The organism is Sphingomonas sp. Root710 (genome assembly GCF_001429065.1).
Lineage (GTDB): Bacteria > Pseudomonadota > Alphaproteobacteria > Sphingomonadales > Sphingomonadaceae > Rhizorhabdus.
The window spans coordinates 221282-239754 of the sequence record NZ_LMIB01000015.1 but is presented as its reverse complement, the minus strand read 5'-3'; the positions used below and the strand labels follow the sequence as shown (position 1 = coordinate 239754).

The 18473-nt window shown below is 63.0% G+C and carries 17 protein-coding genes; 8 read left to right on the top strand and 9 right to left on the bottom strand.

Annotated elements, in window-relative coordinates:
- Positions 1-30: 30 nt before the first annotated feature.
- Together ASE00_RS16230 and ASE00_RS16225 are read right to left on the bottom strand one after the other, a co-directional pair.
- Positions 31-912 carry a WcbI family polysaccharide biosynthesis putative acetyltransferase gene (locus ASE00_RS16230; protein ID WP_056382194.1) on the bottom strand — a complete coding sequence of 294 codons (882 nt, stop codon included), beginning with the start codon at positions 910-912 and terminating at the stop codon, positions 31-33.
- Complete coding sequence (locus ASE00_RS16225; RefSeq protein ID WP_082594756.1) at positions 909-1982, bottom strand: GSCFA domain-containing protein; 1074 nt, start codon at positions 1980-1982, stop codon at positions 909-911. The genes ASE00_RS16230 and ASE00_RS16225 overlap by 4 nt, the downstream gene beginning before the upstream one ends.
- A gap of 265 nt (positions 1983-2247) precedes the next feature.
- On the opposite strand from ASE00_RS16225, the gene ASE00_RS16220 reads away from it, so the two are divergent.
- Genes ASE00_RS16220 through ASE00_RS23575 form a run of 3 tightly spaced genes read left to right on the top strand, consistent with a single transcriptional unit; the run spans position 2248 to position 4925 of the window.
- A complete protein-coding gene (locus tag ASE00_RS16220; RefSeq protein ID WP_056382192.1) occupies positions 2248-3204 on the top strand; it encodes a UDP-glucuronic acid decarboxylase family protein in 957 nt (318 codons plus the stop codon).
- Positions 3205-3215: 11 nt separating this feature from the next.
- Positions 3216-4214 carry a glycosyl transferase family 90 gene (locus tag ASE00_RS16215; RefSeq protein ID WP_056382190.1) on the top strand — a complete coding sequence of 333 codons (999 nt, stop codon included), beginning with the start codon at positions 3216-3218 and terminating at the stop codon, positions 4212-4214.
- Positions 4215-4238: 24 nt separating this feature from the next.
- The gene (locus ASE00_RS23575) at positions 4239-4925 is read left to right on the top strand and encodes a class I SAM-dependent methyltransferase (RefSeq protein ID WP_156405467.1); all 687 of its coding nucleotides are present in this window, start codon (positions 4239-4241) and stop codon (positions 4923-4925) included.
- Between the two features lie 123 nt (positions 4926-5048).
- Here ASE00_RS23575 and ASE00_RS16210 read toward each other — a convergent pair whose 3' ends face one another.
- Genes ASE00_RS16210 through ASE00_RS16195 form a run of 4 tightly spaced genes read right to left on the bottom strand, consistent with a single transcriptional unit; the run spans position 5049 to position 10673 of the window.
- A complete protein-coding gene (locus ASE00_RS16210) occupies positions 5049-6212 on the bottom strand; it encodes a lipopolysaccharide biosynthesis protein (RefSeq protein WP_056382188.1) in 1164 nt (387 codons plus the stop codon).
- Positions 6213-6242: 30 nt separating this feature from the next.
- A complete protein-coding gene (locus ASE00_RS16205; RefSeq protein WP_056382185.1) occupies positions 6243-7040 on the bottom strand; it encodes an ABC transporter permease in 798 nt (265 codons plus the stop codon).
- Positions 7037-8299, bottom strand: coding sequence for a glycosyltransferase family 4 protein (locus ASE00_RS16200; RefSeq protein WP_056382184.1), 1263 nt, complete (start codon positions 8297-8299; stop codon positions 7037-7039). Before ASE00_RS16200 ends, ASE00_RS16205 begins: the two co-directional genes overlap by 4 nt.
- A 31-nt stretch (positions 8300-8330) precedes the next feature.
- Entirely contained in the window at positions 8331-10673 is a 2343-nt protein-coding gene (locus ASE00_RS16195) for a glycosyltransferase family 4 protein (RefSeq protein WP_235538713.1), read from the bottom strand.
- A gap of 190 nt (positions 10674-10863) precedes the next feature.
- On the opposite strand from ASE00_RS16195, the gene rfbC reads away from it, so the two are divergent.
- The 5 genes from rfbC to ASE00_RS16170 are packed head-to-tail and all read left to right on the top strand — an operon-like array spanning position 10864 to position 14753.
- Complete coding sequence (rfbC, locus tag ASE00_RS16190; RefSeq protein WP_056382182.1) at positions 10864-11427, top strand: dTDP-4-dehydrorhamnose 3,5-epimerase; 564 nt, start codon at positions 10864-10866, stop codon at positions 11425-11427.
- A gap of 12 nt (positions 11428-11439) precedes the next feature.
- On the top strand, positions 11440-12498 hold the full coding sequence (gene rfbB / locus ASE00_RS16185) for a dTDP-glucose 4,6-dehydratase (protein ID WP_056382181.1): 1059 nt from the start codon (positions 11440-11442) through the stop codon (positions 12496-12498).
- Positions 12495-13385, top strand: a complete 891-nt coding sequence (gene rfbD / locus ASE00_RS16180; RefSeq protein ID WP_056382178.1) for a dTDP-4-dehydrorhamnose reductase — start codon at positions 12495-12497, stop codon at positions 13383-13385. Before rfbB ends, rfbD begins: the two co-directional genes overlap by 4 nt.
- A 4-nt stretch (positions 13386-13389) precedes the next feature.
- Positions 13390-14259, top strand: coding sequence for a glucose-1-phosphate thymidylyltransferase RfbA (gene rfbA, locus ASE00_RS16175; RefSeq protein ID WP_056382177.1), 870 nt, complete (start codon positions 13390-13392; stop codon positions 14257-14259).
- Positions 14259-14753 carry a Crp/Fnr family transcriptional regulator gene (locus ASE00_RS16170; RefSeq protein WP_056382175.1) on the top strand — a complete coding sequence of 165 codons (495 nt, stop codon included), beginning with the start codon at positions 14259-14261 and terminating at the stop codon, positions 14751-14753. Before rfbA ends, ASE00_RS16170 begins: the two co-directional genes overlap by 1 nt.
- On the opposite strand, the gene ASE00_RS16165 is transcribed toward ASE00_RS16170, so the two are convergent.
- From ASE00_RS16165 to ASE00_RS16155, 3 genes are all read right to left on the bottom strand, one after another.
- Positions 14750-15487 carry a tetratricopeptide repeat protein gene (locus ASE00_RS16165; RefSeq protein WP_056382173.1) on the bottom strand — a complete coding sequence of 246 codons (738 nt, stop codon included), beginning with the start codon at positions 15485-15487 and terminating at the stop codon, positions 14750-14752. The genes ASE00_RS16170 and ASE00_RS16165 overlap by 4 nt on opposite strands.
- A gap of 69 nt (positions 15488-15556) precedes the next feature.
- Positions 15557-18136, bottom strand: a complete 2580-nt coding sequence (locus ASE00_RS16160) for a TonB-dependent receptor (protein ID WP_056382171.1) — start codon at positions 18134-18136, stop codon at positions 15557-15559.
- A 108-nt stretch (positions 18137-18244) separates the two neighbouring features.
- Positions 18245-18451: a hypothetical protein gene (locus tag ASE00_RS16155; RefSeq protein ID WP_056382170.1), complete on the bottom strand. Its 207-nt coding sequence runs from the start codon at positions 18449-18451 to the stop codon at positions 18245-18247.
- Positions 18452-18473 lie beyond the last annotated feature (22 nt).

Below are 18473 nucleotides of genomic sequence, written 5' to 3'. Positions count from 1 at the left end.
AAGACAACAGTCAGCTGATCGGCAGCGTCCTTAGTTATATTTCTTTTTGATCGCTGATTTGATGATTTGACCGTCGTTATGGACGGGATCGAAATCGATGATGGTCTTATCGCGGCCGTAGATTTCGAAGGAGCGTTCTATCAGTTGATCAAGGCTTAACTCGCGCGGCTGCCCTTCACCAACCATATGCGCAGGGCGCTGATAGGTCATGCTGCCATCGCCAACGCCGATCTGGCGGGCGACCGGAGGGTAGATCGGCCAGACCGTATCTTCCAAGAGCTCGTCAGAAATATCCTCGATGTCGGTTAGCGGGGTCAAACCAACCTTGCGCACCGCGGCAGCGGTAACCAGGCGGTTTGCGGAGATATTGGCGTGGTTGATCGTGTGCATGAACGCGCCTTGCTCGACCAAGTCCGCGGTGCTGATGGGAAGGCCACACCCGTCCAGGGCATCGTCGAGGTTTAGTCGGGCCTTGGCGAACTCGTCGAAATAGCCGAGTTGGCCATAGATATAGCTGTTGAACAAACTCTTCGTCCTGATGGGGCCTAGCCCGAGATAGAAGCAGGCCGCAACGATGCGCGAATGATAGGCGCCAAGTGGCGAAGGCAGAACGTTCCCTTCACGATCGTGAAGATAGACCATGTCGGGCTGGAACCCAGTGAACACAAGGTTTGGCACCTGGATGAATGCCGGGCTGCTCAGGCGAAGGACGGCGCTTTCAAGGGGGCCATGCCCTGGGCCAATCCATTGTGAGATAATGGCGTCGCAATTCCCCAGATCGCGGGCAGCAGGCCCATAGGTTTCGGCAGGCTTGGCGATGCTATGATGGACTATCGTGTGCCCCGGCAGCATCTGTTCCAACCAGCGTGCCATGACATTGCTCTGGCAATTGCCGACGATTCCGATCCTCACCGCTTGTCCATCTCGCTGATAATGGCTTCCTCGTCACAGACGATGCCTTCGACAGCACGGAAACGCTGCCGGTCTTCTTCCGAAAGCTTAATATTTTCGCGGGGCGCGGCGTTCACGGGTCTGCTTTCGCCCGACAGATAATGTGTCCGGAACATTTGCATCACGCGGCTGACCCCCTCGGGCCGCACGTTGCGCAAGTCCTCTTCGAAAAAGCCGCTCGAATAATGCCCGGTCACGAGCTCATAAGACGGGAAATAGGCAACCCAATCCTTGTCCTGACTGGCCTCCTCGGCCACCACCCGGAGCGCCGACTTGCTGTAGCTGGTGGAGAGCGCAACGTGGCGATCTTCAAACGTGGCGATTAGCGGAACGGGGGAGACGGTCAGGATGACCTGCACCGCCGGATTGACACTGCGCAACTTAGTCAGGAATTCTTCCATGTCCGCGATCATGCTCGCAGCCCGAAAATTGTGCGGAGCGTAATATTCCGGGTTCTCGGGAACGCCGCCAACCCCTGGGGCTAACGGGAAGACCGCGCCATCGCGGGTCGATATCCATCCTTCGGTGAGGCCCAGCGTGAAAATGAATATTCGGCAGTCTTCAAACAGGCGCTGGACGGCAAGGAGATGCGCCGTCCGGTCGGCCTCGAGATCGTCGATTGAGGCGAAACCTCCCTCTTGGATGCGCGGGCGGAAGGGGTCCACGAAGCCGCCCTTGCGCCCATGCCACCAACGATCGGCAGGCTTGAACAATCCGTAGGCCCGGTCGAACAGCTGGAGCAATTGCCGCACCGTATAGATATTACCGAAACGCGCGGAAAATAGCCCATAACCCTCATCGACGGCGCCTGGCGTAGATGGTTCGGTTTCGGTAACGAGATAGTTGAAACCCTGCGCTGACAGCGTCCGGGCGATATGTTGTGCGAAGCAACTCCCCGCGGTGGCGACGGCATCGCCCGGCCCGATGGCGAAAGGCGGGTTGGTTACCAGATCAAGATGTGCTTCGGCGACGTTGGTAATCGCCCTTTCCCAAAAGGCGTAATCCGGGCTGTCGCTGTAGGGATTGGCCATATTCTGTCCCGGCAACCTCGCTGGGCAGCTCGCCGGAATGGCCAAAACTGCGGGGACCTACTTTATCGCCTAGTCAGGTTCGGGTTCAACACAAAACCCTTCAACTCAGCTTGCTTTCGACCGAGATAAGCCTGGAGGCTGGGAAAGCCGGGCGATCGCGCACATGGGACCGCTCCGGGCTGCTTAGCTTGACATGCAGGGCTCGATCGGCTGAGAGCGCGAGGTCAGGAACCTGTCTCCAACCATCCAATCCCAGGAAGTATCGATGAGCTTTTCCCGAAAGCGGATTCTTGTGTCCGGGGGTGCCGGATTCCTGGGGTCGCACCTCTGCACGCGTCTGGTCGAGCAAGGCCATGACGTGTTGTCCGCCGATAATTATTTCACGGGCACCAAGGAGAATATCAGCCATCTTCTGTCGAATCCGCGGTTCGAGGCCATGCGGCAAGACGTGACCTTCCCTTTGTTCGTCGAGGTGGACGAGATCTACAATCTCGCCTGTCCGGCATCGCCGATCCATTACCAGTTCGATCCGGTCCAGACGACCAAGACGAGCGTCGTCGGCGCTATCAACATGCTCGGCCTGGCGAAGCGGGTTAAGGCGAAAATCCTCCAGGCCAGCACCAGCGAAGTCTATGGCGATCCCGAGGTCCACCCGCAGTCGGAGGATTATCGCGGCAACGTCAATCCGTTGGGTCCGCGCGCCTGCTATGACGAAGGCAAGCGCGCCGCCGAGACCCTGTTCTTCGACTATCACCGCCAGCACGGCGTGAAGATCAAGGTGGCGCGGATCTTCAACACGTATGGCCCGCGGATGCATCCCGAGGACGGGCGGGTGGTATCCAACTTCATCATGCAGGCGCTGACCGGTCAGCCGATCACGCTCTACGGCACCGGATCGCAGACGCGCGCCTTTTGCTATGTCGACGATCTGATCGAGGGCTTCATCCGGCTGATGGACACCGGCGACGACGTCACCGGGCCCATCAACCTGGGCAATCCGCACGAGATTTCGGTGCGTGAACTGGCGGAGCGGGTGATCGAACTGACCGGTTCCAAGTCCGAGATCGTCTTCGAGCCGCTGCCGCAGGACGACCCCACGCAGCGCTGCCCTGATATCACGCTCGCCCGCAACAGGCTGGGCTGGGAGCCGACGGTGCCGCTCGAAAAGGGCCTGCGCGAGGCGATCCGCTATTTCGAAGGCATCGTCCGCACGCGTGGCTGAGGGCTGAACGCATGTCGGAGCCGCTGGACCCCGCGTTGCGTGACATCGTGACGATCGTCCCCGAACAGGGGCTGCTGGCGATGGCCGGTGCCCCGGTGAACCCGTTCGTGACGATCATCGCGCGCCCTGGCACGGGGCATGCCGACTTTCGCTATTTTATCTGCAATTGGCAGGTCGGCCCGCATCACCGGGTGATCGCCACTCTGCCTTATGTCGAGCATCTGCGCGCCCTGATGCGGAGCAGCGGTCAACCGGTCCGCCGCGATGCGCAGATCGTCTTTCAGCTCGAGGACAATCCGCTGCATTACTCCAGCGTTTCCTGGGAGGTGCAGAAGGGCTGGGACGGGATTCGTCTGATACCCGACCTCTATTATTTCATGGCCGGCGGATATGAATCCTTTGACCCTGAACTCATACGCTGGGAAGATCGCCGTCCTTCGATCGTCTGGCGCGGATCGTCCACCGGATTGCCCCGGCTGCTGCAGACACGGGACCACCTCGACGATCTCCCGCGCTATCGGATGTGCAAATTTGCTACGGCGTTGGGGGCCAAGGCGGATGTCGGTCTTACCGACGTCGTTCAGACGGCCGGCCCCGAGGACGACGCGCTGATCCGCGAGAGGCTGACGCGCGAAGGCCTTTTAAAGCCGTTCGTGCCGATGGCCGAGATGGCGCGGCATTGCTTCATGCTCGACATCGACGGCAATTCGAACAGCTGGAATTTCATGCAGAAACTTCGCCTCGGCTGCTGCGTGCTGCGCGTGGAGAGCGACTGGCAGCAGTGGTTTTCGGACAGGTTGATCGCCTGGCGGCATTATATCCCGATTGCGGCGGATCTCTCCGATCTGGCAGAACGGGCGGAATGGTGCTTCGCCAATCCTGCGGAATGCTCGGCAATTGCAACGAGCGGCAGGCAGTTCGCCCTCGATATGAAATTTTCAGAGGAAATGTCTCGCGCAGCGATCACCGCCTTTGCGGCCGCGGACGCTACCGAGCGCGCTTCCCGATAAACGCGCTAGTGACTGGAGAAGTTTATGGAAGAAACGTCAATTCGGTACCAGGGCGATTTCAACGAGCCGATCGCCGCTGCAATGTTGGCGTCGTTTACCTCTGCACTGGCGCTGGATTCGAAGGTTCCGGACTGGATTTTGCAACTCCACGGAATGTCCGGCCGCCTCTACAGACGATTTATAAATAATCTTGTCGGTAACATCCCGAGTGCACGGTATCTTGAAATTGGGTCATGGGCGGGATCCACTGCCTGCTCAGCGATATATGGCAATGATATCGACATAGTATGTATCGATAACTGGTCCGAATTTGGCGGCCCTAAGCAAGTTTTTGAGAATAACATCTCGCTTGCAAAGTCTGATATTACGAATTTCAAATTTATAGAAAACGATTTTCGTAACGTAGATTACGAAAAATTAGGAAAATTCAATATATATTTATATGACGGTCCTCATAGTTATGAAGACCAATATGATGGTATCAAAATTGCCCAGCCTGCATTGGACGATTTATACGTCCAAATTGTAGATGACTGGAATTGGCCTTATGTCCGTGCCGGGACCTTGGATGCTATTTCGGACATAAATGCCGATATTCTATGCTCAATTGAAATCCGAACGACCCAGGACGACAGTCATCCCGTAAAATCGCAGCAACAAGACAGCGCATGGCATAATGGCTATTTCATATCGTTGATAAGCAAAAGATAGCTGTCCGGTAATGCCGAGGTGCGAACTCGGCCTTCTGGCCCCGCCCTTGGGGATGCACGTGTAGTCGCGCATCAAAAGGCGGGGCAGCCCGGCCGATTGCTTCACCTACTCAGGAACTGTTCTCTAAAGCGAATGCTCGCGCACGCCCGCGACCAGAAGCCAGCCGATGCCATAGGCAACCATCAGGGACAGGAAGACGGTGAACAGCAGTTTGCCGCGCTCGGGATATTCCGACTTCACCGGCATGTTCGGATCGACCACGCGGACGATGTAAAGCTGCTGCTTCATCGCCGCGTCACGCGCCTTTTCTAGATTGGCGGCCGCGACCTCATAACGCTTCGCGGCAAATTGCTGGCGGATCTGCAGGTCTTGATAATTACCGAGACGCGCGGCGATCGCGCTGCCGCCATCGGTAAGTTTGCCAGCCTGTCCCGCCACTTGGGCTTCCAGCGCGCGCACCCGAGCCGCCGTGGCGACATATTGCGGGCTGTTCGGCGAGATGATCCCGCGCATCGCGCTCAATTGCGCGCGGGCATTGGTCAGCTGACCCTGCAATGTCGCAACCAGTCCGATCTGCGCCTTGCCCGAACCTTCGGGGTCGAGATCGCCGCGCTGCTGGCGAAAGGCCGTCATTCGCGACTGGATGCCGACCAGCGCCTGTTCGGCTTCGCCCAGCTGGCGGCGGGCGGTTTTCAGGGCGTCATCCTGGCTGCGACGATTGAGCAGGTTCACGCGCTCTTCACCCAGCTGAAGCATCGCGTTGATGATCGCATAGGAATCGGTGGGGCGATACGAGCGCACCTTCAGCGTGGTGATGCCGGTTTCCTGATTATATTTCACATCGACGCGCTTGCGATAATATTTGAGGAGCGCCTCCGGGGTCGGCGCCGGAAACCATAGCCGTGTGGCTATGTCGGCTTCCGGTCTGCGGAATCGCTCGACGAGGTTGATCGACCGGTCGATCCTCAGGACGGCTTGCTGCGAGTCCAGATAATCATTGACGCTGATCGCATCGCCACGCGACTGCGAGGGGCCAGCCGAGAGACCGAGCAGCTGGCTGAAGCCGCTCGACGGCATCGGTGAACTGTCAGCGGTGCGGACGATGAAATGGGCTTCGGACTGATAAAGATCCGACGCCAACAGATATTGGTATAGCGCGACCAGCAGCGCGGGGAGAGCCACGAGGATGAGGAACCATTTGTTCCTGCGGCTCCAGCCGATCGCCGAGCGACGCCAATCGTCCTGATCAGCGTCGAGTGAGGATAATGGCTTGATAATTCCGTGCATTGATCGTCCAATGATATCTGGGCAGTCTGATTAATGAATGTGCAGCTTATGGCGCACCCGGCGGATACCTATCAGGCCCGTATAGGTCAAAATGGCACAGCAGCTGTTGAGATAGCCAGGGAATAAGTGCTCGTCCGAGGCCACTTCGAACATCCCGTAGCGCGCATATTCGAAGATCGTCACCAGCGGATTCCAGTCAGCAACCTGCTGAATCGAATAGGGTAGCCATTCGACCGCGAAGAAAGCGCCCGACAGCGGCATCATGAAATAGGTTATGGGGTGGACCAGCCGGCCCAGAGTCGGCTTGCCGAACGTCACCGCTGTAACATTGAGGCCCAGCGCGAAGGATATCCAGACCATCCAACCGAACCCTGCCAGCAGGTAGAGCGGCCGTGCAGGCATATCCGCATAGCCAGCCGGGATCGCCAGGCCGAGAAGGATGACGAGGGAACAGAAGCAGCCGGCGGCCTCGATCACCACGCGGGCGATCGACAGATTCAGAACCGAGATCATCCGGTGATACATCAGCGGAACGTTCGTCTCGAGAAGACTCTCGGAACGGTTGATGACTCCGCGGAGGACGATGAAGACGCAGTAACCGATCAGTGCAAAAGGAACCGGCGGCATCGTCGATCCGAGATGGCCCGGCTGGAAAGCATGCAGCGCGCCGATCACCGTCGCCAGCATCAACGGCTCGCCGATCAGCCAGAGATAGCCGATATTGTTGCGGCCGAACCGGCTGTGCAACTCGCGTAGTACCAGCGCGCCGATCACGTCGAGTTGCAGCGTCAGCTGGTGATAGAAGTTCGTGCGCGGTGCGGTGCTCATGCGCGCGCGTCTCCGCTCAGGTCGATGTCGGCGATCAGTTTCAGCACGGTTTCGATATGCCCTTGCCAGCTGGGCGGCGTCCAGCCCGCCAGGCGCTCGATCTGCCGTTCGCGCGGGCCGCTGTCGTTCGCGCTATAGTCCATGATCGCCCTGATCCACTCCGGTCCGTCCAGCGGGTCGATGAAGTCGGGGACAGAGCCGCCGGCCTCACGCAAGGCGGGCAGATCGCTGCAGATCACCGGCGTCCCGCACAGGAGCGCCTCGGTCACCGGCATGCCGAATCCTTCCGCGAAGGAAGGGCATAGCAGCGCGCGGGCGCTTCGCAAGAGCGCGCCCACCACGCGGTCGGAAAGCCCGGAAAATTCGTGGACATGGCCCTGGATCGCGGTGCTGCGCTCGAGCATGTCGATGACGTTCTCATTCTCCCAGCCGCGCCGCCCGACAATCGCGAGATGCGGTGTGCGTTCGGGCCCCAGCGTCTCGATCATGCGCCGCCAGACGTTGAGCAGCAGCAGATGGTTCTTGCGCGGCTCGATCGTGCTGAGCACGACGAAATAAGGCTGCGGAATCGACGGAAGCGCGCCCCCGCCGGGTAGCGCGTCGCTCCCCAGATGCGCGACGCGGATCAGCGGCGCCGCCCCCGACCCGGCCAGGAAGCGCTCCATCGATTCCGCGGTCGCGGCGCTATTGGCGATAAGGCCCCTGGCCAGCCCGCCCATCGTCCTCATCCGACGGACATGCTTTTCGGCGCCGTCGGGCCGCGCATATTCGGGATATTCGATCGGAATCAAATCGTGGACCAGCGCGACGAAGCGGGCGTCTTCGGCGCGCAGCTTGGCCTCGACGCGGCGGGCGTCGTGGAGATGGTGCGGCGACGCCTGGAGATAATAGCGGCGCACGCCGCTGGCCGGTTGCGGAACCCGGCGTGGGCGCAAGCGGGTGAGGGTTCGGGCGGCCGCGGCGATCATCGCCGGCCGCGCCGGCGCGGTCTGATGCGCCCAGCGCGCTTCGGTCTCGTCGAGGAAGCGGACGACCGCCGCGCGCGGCAGCCGGCCGTAGAAACCGAACGGATTGACCGCGGCGAAGTGCAGCCGTTCGGGCGCGAGCTCCAGTAGCGTGCGGGCATAGACCAGCTCGACCCGGTCGATGCCGGTGGGCATCGGGTGCAGGACGCGCGACAGCAGCCGCGACAGATCGAGGATGATCTCCGCTCCGGCCGGCAGCAGTGAGGATGATGCGGCGCCCGCCGTGGTCAACATGCGCGGTCTTTATCGCGGATGGCGCGCGGCGTCACCTGCCGCCGAAGGCGTCGAGCGAGTCGAGCCGTTGCAGCGCCACCGCCTCGACGAAATCCTGCCGCGCCGCGAGGTCGTCGGCGGCATGGAGGAAGAAGCCCGCGACGAAATAGGTGATCGGCGGGCCCCCCGTTGCGGAAAGCGCCTCGAAGCGTACCGCAACGTCATGCGCAGCCGCTGCGGCGTCGATCGTGAAGACCGCCCAGCCGCGCTGGTTCCGGCGCAGCTCGCCGCTCTGCTCCACTGCACCGCTGCGCAACGACCATAGCGCATCGCCATGGTCGTCGCCGACCATCTGGAACAGGATCCGCAAAGCCGAATGCGGGCCATCCAGCCGTATCAGCAGATCGCCGCCTTCCGCCCTGACGCGGCAACCCCGTGCTTCGGGCCAGTACCAGCCGAGGTTCGAGCGGAACCCCTCGCCGGTCCGCATCCCCCGCCAGATGCGGGTCGAATCGTTGCGGGTCATCGGGTGCCAGGCGCCGATCTTCGCGCCCAGCGGAGGCGGCATGACGAAAGTCCCCGACCCTGCGTCGCGCGCAGCGAAGCTGTCGAGCTCGTCGGCGATCTGGCGGGCGAGGTCGCTCCATGCGCGGGGCCGGAACCCGGCCCTGATCTTCGCTTCAAGCGAGGCGCGATAGTCGTCGTCCAGGGTCAGCCGTTCCGCCGCATCCGCCAGCGCGGGGACGGACCCGGCGGGGGCGTAAACCGCGAAGTCGCCGCCTGCCTCGGGCAAAGAAGCCGCGTCCGAAATCAGCGGCACTTTGCCGCAGCACAGCGATTCGGTGACGGGCAGGCCCCAGCCTTCATAGGTGCTGGGATAAAGGGTGAAGCGGCACGCGCGATAGAGCAGCGACAACTCCTCGTCGGACAGCCGCGACAGCATCGAGACTTTCGCCGCCAGTACGGAATCATTCGCCAGCCGCTCATAGATGCGATCGTTCAGCCAGCCGCGATTGCCGACGCACACCAGGTGCGGTACCGCGTCGGGCCCATGGCGTGCGATCAGATCGGCCCAGGCGTCGAAGGCGATCAGGTGCCCCTTGCGCGATTCGATCGTCGAGACGAACAGCACGAAGCCGTCGCGGTTCAGCCCCCAGCGATCGAGCGCGGCGTCGGGCAATTCGACGACCCCCGGCTTGCGGAAATCGGTGTCGAGCGGGATTACCGCGACGTCGGCAGCGTCGAGTTCATGGCCCAGGGTCGCCGCGACCGACAGCAGATCGCGCTTCGTCGCTTCCGAATTGCACAGGAAATGATCGGCATGGTCGAACACGCCGATGACCCAGCTGATGAAATCCTGGGTCAGCCCGCGCGTGCAATGCTCAGGCGTCATGATCGGGATCATGTCGTGCACGAAGGGGATATAGCGTATGCCGCGCCGCGCCTTGGCGTCGCGGACGAACAGGAAATAATTCTGCAGCCACCAGCTCGTGCCGAGGTTGATCAGCGAAGCCCCTTGCGGGAATTCGAAGCCATGGGTCAGCGACAGGAACAGCCGCAGGCCCGCTACCGCCTCGGTCCATTCGGGATCGAAGCGGTCGCCGCCGGAAATGCTGAGCTGGGCGATCGCGCGCATCCGCTCCAGCGGCAGCTCCAGCCATTCTTCCCGCCCGTCGATGAAGCAGCACAGCCGGATTTCGCGCCCGTCGCCGCGCAACAGCGCCCCTTCGATCGTCTCCAGCTGGACGCGCTGGATGCCGGTCGGCAGGCGGGCATTGGCATAATAGCCGATCAGGTCGGAGATATCGAAGACCAGCGCGGTGCGGCCATCGGTCGTCGCGGACGGCGGCGGCGGTGCTGAGCTTTCGGTTATGACGCCGCGAATCTGGGTCAGCAGCCGCGCCTCGCCTTTGGCCGGGGGGAGGCGGTGGAGCACGTCGCCGAGCAGTCCGGTCAGCGCCGCGCGGCCCTTGTCGCCCTGTTGGGCGAGCAGGCGGAGCAGTTCGTCATTCTCGCCCGACGTTTGCTCGCCGATGTGAAGAGCCATCAGGAAATGGGTGATGGCAGGCTCGATCCGGCCGAGCTGCTTGTAGATGTGCGCCAGAAAGATGTGGGTTTCCGACAGGTCGGGCCGCTGAACCGCCGCAGTTTCATAGGCCTCGATCGCGCCGCTCAGGTCATCTGTTTCCTTCAGGGCATGGCCGAGCTGGATCCAGATATGGCCGAGCTTGGGATCCTCGCGCACCGCCGTGCGATAAGCCTCCGCCGCAGCAGGCCAGTCACGCCGTCCGCGCGCCGCGTCACCGAGTTTGACTGCCTTGCGGGCGGGTGTCTCCGGGCGCGGGAACAGCACGGCAAACAGCCGGGCATAGAATTTCAGGATCTTGCGCATCATGCGGAAGCCGCCATCCGGCCGTGCTTGCAGGTCATCGTCCAACTGTCTTGAAGGCCCCAACGCGCGGGGTGGTAGAGAAGGGAAACACGCACCGCAACAGGGGATTGGCGGCCACGCCGCTTCGGATCGGGCTGGACAGACGGCGCCAGCCCTGCAATCGGCGATGTCCGGGTTTTGGGAGGTTCGGCATTTGCCCGTAAGGTTGATCCACACGCGGCGCTTCGGCGACGATCGCGGATGGTTTTCGGAGACCTATCATCGTCCGCGCCTTGCCGCGCTGGGGATCACCGATGAATTCGTCCAGGACAATCACAGCCTGTCGAGATTAGCCGGGACGATCCGGGGAATCCATTTCCAGGCGCCGCCGCATGCCCAGGCCAAGCTCGTTCGCTGCACGCATGGCCGCATCCTGGACTATGCTGTCGACCTGCGCGCGGGATCGCCGACCTATGGGCAGCATGTCGTGGCCGAATTGTCGGCGGACAATGGCGACCAGCTCTATGTACCGGTCGGCTTCGGCCATGCCTTCGTCACGCTCGAGCCCGATTGCGAGGTGATCTACAAGGTCTCCGACGTCTATGCCCCTGAAACCGATGGCGGCATCCGCTGGGACTGCCCGGCGATCGGGATCGACTGGCCGCTGCCGCCTGAGGGGCCGACCTTGTCGGCGAAGGATGGGACATTGCCGGTGCTGGCGGAGTGGACTAGCCCCTTCGCCTATGACGGCGAGCCGCTCCGGCCGCTCGTGCCCTGAACGGAAGAGACGATGCGTATCCTTGTCACCGGCGGCGCCGGCTTCATCGGATCGGCGCTGATCCGCCACCTGATCGGCGAGACCGGGCATCAGGTGCTCAACCTCGACAAGTTGACCTATGCCGGGGTGCTGAGCTCGCTCGCGCCGATCGACAACAGCCCGCGCTACCGCTTCGTCCATGGCGACATCTGCGACGCGCCGCTCGTTGCGCGGCTGATCGCCGAGTTCGAACCCGATGTGATCGCGCATCTCGCGGCGGAGAGCCATGTCGACCGCTCGATCGACGGGCCGGGCGAGTTCGTCCAGACCAATCTCGTCGGCACCTTCAACATGCTCCAGCAGGCGCTGGGCTATTGGCAGGGGCTGGACGGCGAGCGGAAAGCGGCGTTCCGCTTCCACCATATCTCGACCGACGAGGTGTTCGGCTCGCTGGGCGAGGAGGGCTATTTTACAGAGACCACAGCCTATGATCCGCGCTCGCCCTATTCGGCGTCGAAGGCGGGATCGGACCATCTGGTGCGCGCCTGGGGGCATACCTATGGACTGCCGGTGCTCGTCACCAACTGCTCGAACAATTACGGGCCCTATCATTTCCCCGAAAAGCTGATCCCGCTGATCATCATCCGCGCCCTCGCGGGTGAACCGCTGCCGGTCTATGGCGACGGTTCCAACGTCCGCGACTGGCTGTTCGTCGAGGATCATGCGCGGGCGTTGCGCGCGGTGTTCGAAGGCGGGGTGCCCGGCGAAACCTATAATGTCGGCGGCAATTCGGAGCGCAGGAATCTCGACGTGGTCAAGGCGATCTGCGCGACGCTCGACCGATTGAGCCCGCGCGGCGACGGCAGGCCCTATGCCGATCAGATCAGCTTTGTCACCGATCGCCCCGGCCATGACCACCGCTATGCGATCGACGCGGCGAAGATCCGCGACACGCTGGGCTGGGAGCCGCAGGTGACCTTCGAACAGGGCATCGAGCGCACCGTGCGCTGGTTTCTCGACAACCGTGATTGGTGGGGCGACATCCTCGCCCGGCGCTACGACACCCAACGGTTGGGGCTCGCGAAGGCGTGACCCGCCATATCCTCGTCACGGGCGGGCAGGGGCAGGTCGGCCTCGAACTCGCGCGGCAGGACTGGCCTTCGGATGTCGTTGTGCATTATCCGACGCGGGAGACCTGCGACATCGGATCGCCCGACAGCCTGTTCAACTATCTGCGCTCGTACAGCTTCGATGCGATCATCAACTGTGCGGCCTACACCGCGGTCGACAGGGCCGAGGAGGATCGCGAGGCGGCCTTTCGGATCAACGGCGAAGCGCCCGGCTGGCTCGCCGACACCGGCGTTCCGCTGATCCACTTGTCGACCGACTATGTCTTCGACGGGTCGAAGCATGGCTATTATGCCGAGGATGATCCCGTCGCCCCGCTCGGCGTCTATGGCGCCTCGAAGCTGGAGGGCGAGCGCGCGGTGAAGGCCGGGCAGTCGCGCTCGGTGATCTTGCGCACCGCCTGGGTGATCTCGTCCCAGCGCGCCAATTTCCTCAAGACGATGCTGCGGGTGGCGGCGAGCAATCCGACGGTGCGCGTCGTCGATGATCAGCGCGGCTGCCCAACCTCGGCGCAGGATATCGCCGGGGCGGTCAAGACGATCGCGCTGAGGCTGATCGAGGACAGCGGCGCGCCGACCGGAATCCACCATTTCGTCAATGCGGGCGAGGCGACATGGTGCGGGCTGGCGCGCGAAATCTTCGCGCTCAGCGCGGCGGCGGGCGGCCCATCGGCAGAGGTCGAGGCGATCACCACGGCGGACTATCCGACCCGGGCGAAGCGCCCAGCCAATTCGCGGCTTTCGACCTCGAAGATCGCGACCAACTATGGCATCCATCCGCGCGACTGGCGCGCGGCGGTGCGCGAGATTATCGAAGAACTGGTGGGGCCGGTTCCCCAGACAGGAGCGTAGCGCAGTGAAGGGGATCATCCTGGCGGGCGGCTCGGGCACGCGGCTCCATCCGATGACGATGGTGACGTCGAAGCAGCTGCTGCCGGTCTACGACAAGCCGATGATCTATTATCCGCTGACGACGCTGATGCTCGCCGGCATCCGCGAGGTGCTGGTCATCTCCACGCCGCGCGATACGCCCAGCTTCCAGGCGCTTCTCGGCGATGGCAGCCAGTGGGGGATGGCGATCAGCTATGCGGTGCAGCCCAGCCCCGATGGCCTCGCGCAGGCCTATATCATCGGCGCGGATTTCGTCGCGGATGCACCGTCGGCGCTGATCCTCGGCGACAATATCTATTATGGCCATGGCGCGACCGAGTTGTTCCAGCGCGCGGTGGGGCGCGGCGATGGCGCGACCGTCTTCGCCTATCATGTCAGCGATCCCGAGCGTTATGGCGTGGTCGAGTTCGACGATGCGATGCGCGCGATATCGATCGAGGAAAAGCCTGCCCGGCCGCGGTCCAACTGGGCGGTCACCGGCCTCTATTTCTACGACGCCGATGTCGTCCGCATCGCCCGAGACCTCAAGCCTTCGGCGCGCGGCGAGCTGGAGATCACCGACGTCAACAAGGCCTATCTCGCCGCGGGCAAACTGTCGGTCGAGCTGATGGGACGCGGCTATGCCTGGCTCGACACCGGGACCCCCGACAGCCTGATCGAAGCCGCCGAGTTCGTCCGCACGCTGGAGAAGCGGCAGGGGTTCAAGATCGCCTGCCCCGAGGAGATCGCCTATGATCAGGGCTTCATCGACGCCGCACAGGTCGAGCGGCTCGCCGATGCGCTGGGCAAGAGCGCCTATGGTGTCTATCTTCGGACGATGGTGCTGAAACACTGATGCAGAACGCCCGCTACATCGCCGCCGGTCTCAGCGACGCCGACATGCTGTGGCTGCTGTCGATGGGCAAGCTGCGTGCGCTCAAGGCCGGCGAGGTGCTGGTGGCGGCAGGCAAGCCGGTGAACGACCTGTTCTTTGTGACCAGCGGGACGCTCGCGGTTAAGCTCGACGACGGCTCCATTGTCGCCAAACTTCATCAGGGCGACGTCGTAGGGGAGATGTCTTTCGTCGAGCGCCATTCGCCCCTCGTCACCGTGGTGGCCGAGCACCGCACCGAGATATTGGCGATCTCCCGCAAGCTGATCCTCGAGCGGTTCGAGCAGGAGCCGGTCTTCGCCGCGCGCTTCTATCGCGCGCTCGCCGTCTTCCTGTCCGAACGCCTCCGCGAAACCACCGCCGCTGTCCGCGCGGCGCATGACGAAAGCCTACTCGAAAAGGCCGACAAGGCGGCACGCGCACGGTTCAGCCGGCTGTTCGGGAAGTCGGGGCCTTAGGCATCAAAGCGCGCCGCCGCTTCGCGCAGTTCGGCAATCGGTGATCGTTCCAGCCAGGCGCGGGCCTTGGCGATGAAGGCGTCCGTCGCGGTTTCGGGCACCTTGCCAAGCCAGGCAAGGGCCTCGTCGATCCGGCCCGCGTCGGCGAGCATCCGGGCATGGTTGAACTGGCCCCGGAAATCCGCGCCTTCCGCGGCGATGGCATAGCAGCGCGCGGCTTCGGCCATGTCGCGATCGACCACCCAGCCATCCTCATGGAAGCTGCCGACATAATTGGCGGCCTTGGCGTTGCCCATAGCGGCGGCTCGGCGGAACAGAGCGAGGGCGGCGGGCTTGTCCTCGGCGACGCCCTGACCCAGCGCGAGCGCTGTCGCGTAATTGTAGAGGCCCCAGTCGAGCCCGCGATCGGCCGCGGCCTTGAACCACTCGGCGGCGCGGGCCTTGTCGACCGGCACGCCCCAGCCGAGGTCATAGCAGCGGCCCATCATGTTGATCGCCATGGCGTGGCCCTGCCGCGCGGCCTTGTCGAACCACAGCACAGCCGCGCGCTGGTCGGCTGGCATACCGACCCCGTCGAGCAGCATCTGGCCATAGACCGCCTGCGCCTCGGCGACCCCGCCCTCGGCCGCGATGCGGACGAAGGCGGCACGCTCCTCGGGCGGCGCGGCCATGCGGCGCGCGACCTCGCCGGCGTCCATCGCCAATATCGCTTCGATCGTCAGGGTTTCGGTCATCGTTGTTCCAACGCGAAAGGCCCGCCCCCTAAGGGACGGGCCTTTCTCCGGAGGCCTGGCGTGGCCGCCTCAATATTTGACGCTCAGCGTCGCGAAGGCCGAGCGGCCCGGCGCGATCGACGCGTAATGCGACGTGTAGATCTGGTTGAAATAGGTCTTGTCGGTCAGGTTCTGGATGTTGACCGAAAGATCGATCCGGTCGCTGACCTTATAGCCGACGCGCGCATCGAAGCGCCAATATTTGGGGATGACGCGGGCGACGACCCGCGCGGGACCCGAATCGGAAATCACGCCGGTGGTCGACTGGGTGATGACCCTTCCGCCCTCGGCATAATTGCCGAACTGGCGGCTCATGTAGAAGGCTCCGCCGCCGACCGAGAGCGCGGGGGTCACCTGATAGCTGGTCCACAGGGTGAAGCTGTGCTTCGCGGTTTGTGGAGCCTGCTGGCCGGTGGTGACGTTGCGGACATAGACGATCTGCTGGGGAGCAGGACCGTTGGCGGCGACTGTGAAGGCGGTGAAGCCGCCGTCGACGATCTTGGCGTCGAGATAGGTGTAGCCGCCGGTGACACTCCATTCGTCGGTGATGTTGCCGGTCCAGCCCAGTTCGAAGCCGCGGATGCGGCGCTTGCCGATGAACTCGATCACGCCGCCCGGGCCGGTGGCGCGCAGGTTGCTGGTCTTGGTCTGGAATAGCGCGCCGGAGATAGACAGACCGCCGCCGAAAAGCTCGGCCTTGGCGCCGGCTTCGATCGACTTGGTCTTCTCCACCTTGAGCAGGTTGCTCGCGGTGGTCTGCAGCGCCGCGATCAGTGCGGCGGCCTGTGCGGGCGACACATTGGGGTTCACGCTGCCGAAGCCATTCTGCTCCTGGCCCTCGCCAAGCAGGGCGTTCGGCGGCGTCGCGGCGGTGGCATAGGACGCGTAGACGCTGCTGTTCGGCGTCGGCTTGAACACGAGGCCGGCCTGATAGTTGAACAGCTCGTCCTTGCGGCGCACGACCGGCTGGATGTTCAACACCAGCGGCAGGGTCTGCCGGGTCTTGAAGACATCATAGCGCGCGCCGAGGTTCAGGATCAGCTGTTCGGTGAGCGTGATCGAGTCGAAAGCGTAGATCGATTTGGTGTTGCCGTCGTTCTGCGTCTCGTTCTGCGGCAGGCTCTTCACGATCGGCGCGACGACGTTCGATGTGTCACTGGCATAATTGACCCAGGTCGGACGGTTCTGCGGATCGAACAGCGACACGCAATAGGCGCGGGCGATCGCCGCTGCCGTGCAGCGCGGGCTCAGCGTCGATCCGGTCGACAGGATTTCCAGGCCGTTGGTGGGACTGAAGAAGCCGCGGGTCACGAAAGTACCGCGCCGCGCCTTCTCCAGCGACAGCTCTGCCCCGATCGCGAAGCTGTGCTTGATCGAACCGGTTTCGAAGGTCCCGTAGAGGTCGGTCTGGTTCACATAGCTGTCGCTATAGCCGTAGCGGTTGTTCGACCGGGTCCAGACATAGCCGCCCTGCGCGGCGAGGTTGGCCGGGCTGGCGGTCGCGCTGGTGCCATAGACATTGCCCTGGCTGTCGTCGGGCAGCAGGAAGCTATAGGCTTGATAGCTATGGCTATAGCGTGAGGTGTTGCGGATCTTGATGCCGTTGCCGAAGTCATGCTCGAACCGCATCGTCGCCTGATCGGTCTTGCTGTCGCGGAAGTCGCGTTCCTTGATGCCGTAGAAGGTGTCGCGCCCGACATGGCCGGTAAGGCCGCCGATCGTGGTGATGTCGCCCAGCACGGGCTTCGAATAGCTGAAGCCGAGCGTTGGAGCGTTGTTCTGCGTGTACAGGAACGGAATGCCGCTGTCGGGCAGTTCGTCGGTGTCGAGATGATAATAGGACAGCGTCAGCTTCGTGTCGCTTTCCACGCCGATCGTCACCGACGGCGCGAAGCCCCAGCGTTTCTGGAAGATCTGGTCGCGGCCGGCGACGTCCTGGTCATGCCACATGCCGGTCAGGCGGAAGGCGATCAGGTCGTTGACCCGGACGTTCACGTCACCGGTGATGCGCTTGTAGTCGGCGGTGCCGTAGCTGGCCGAGACCGACGCCGCGGTGTCGCGCTCCGGCAGTTTCGAGATGACGTTGAGCGACCCGCCCGCGCTGCCGCGCCCGCCCAGCGTCGAGTCCGAGCCGCGCACCACCTGGATCTGCTCGACCGCGAAGACCTCGCGCGTCTGCGCGCCGATGTCGCGAACGCCGTCGAGATAGGTCGAGCCCTGGCTGTCGAAGCCTCGGATGAAGGGACGGTCGCCGATCGGGTTGCCGCCTTCGGCCGCGCCGAAGGTGATGCCCGGAACGGTGCGCAGCGCGTCGACCAGCGTGGCCGCGCCGGTATCCTTGATGACCTGCTTGTCGACGACGACGATCGAGCGCGGCGTATCGAGCAGCGGGGCGACCGCCTTGGGGCTCTCGATCCGCTCGGCCTTGTAGCCTTCTTCGTCGATCGCCGTGTCGGTTACGGTCATGCCGCCGAGCCGCTTCTCGCCGTCCGCAGGCTGGCCGCTGTCCTGCGCCATGGCCGGCGCGGAGGCGATGAAGCCGATGCAGCCAAGTGCCAGAAAGGCCGGTGCGTTGAGCGCGGAGCCCGGACGGGCGTCGGTACGTGACAAGGATAGTCCCCTCTTTGCGACGGCATTCGTCAGTTGAGGGGGCTATTGATAATCACTCGCAACAGAGTCAATGCTTATTTTGATAATCACTCGCATCTAGGCGGCAAATCAGCCGCCCATCGCCCGCGTGATCGTGTCCAGCGTGGCGGGAAGATGCTGGCGCATTTCGTAGATGGTCTTGCTGATCAGCGGGTTCGCTTCGAAGGCAGGCGAGGAGGTGGCGACCGCGATGGCCAGCACGCAGCTCCCGAACACCAGCTTGACGGGCAGCTTGCCGCTCTCGTCGCGGAGCAGCCTTTGCAATAGGTTCGCCATCGTCGCGTTCAATCCCGCCTTT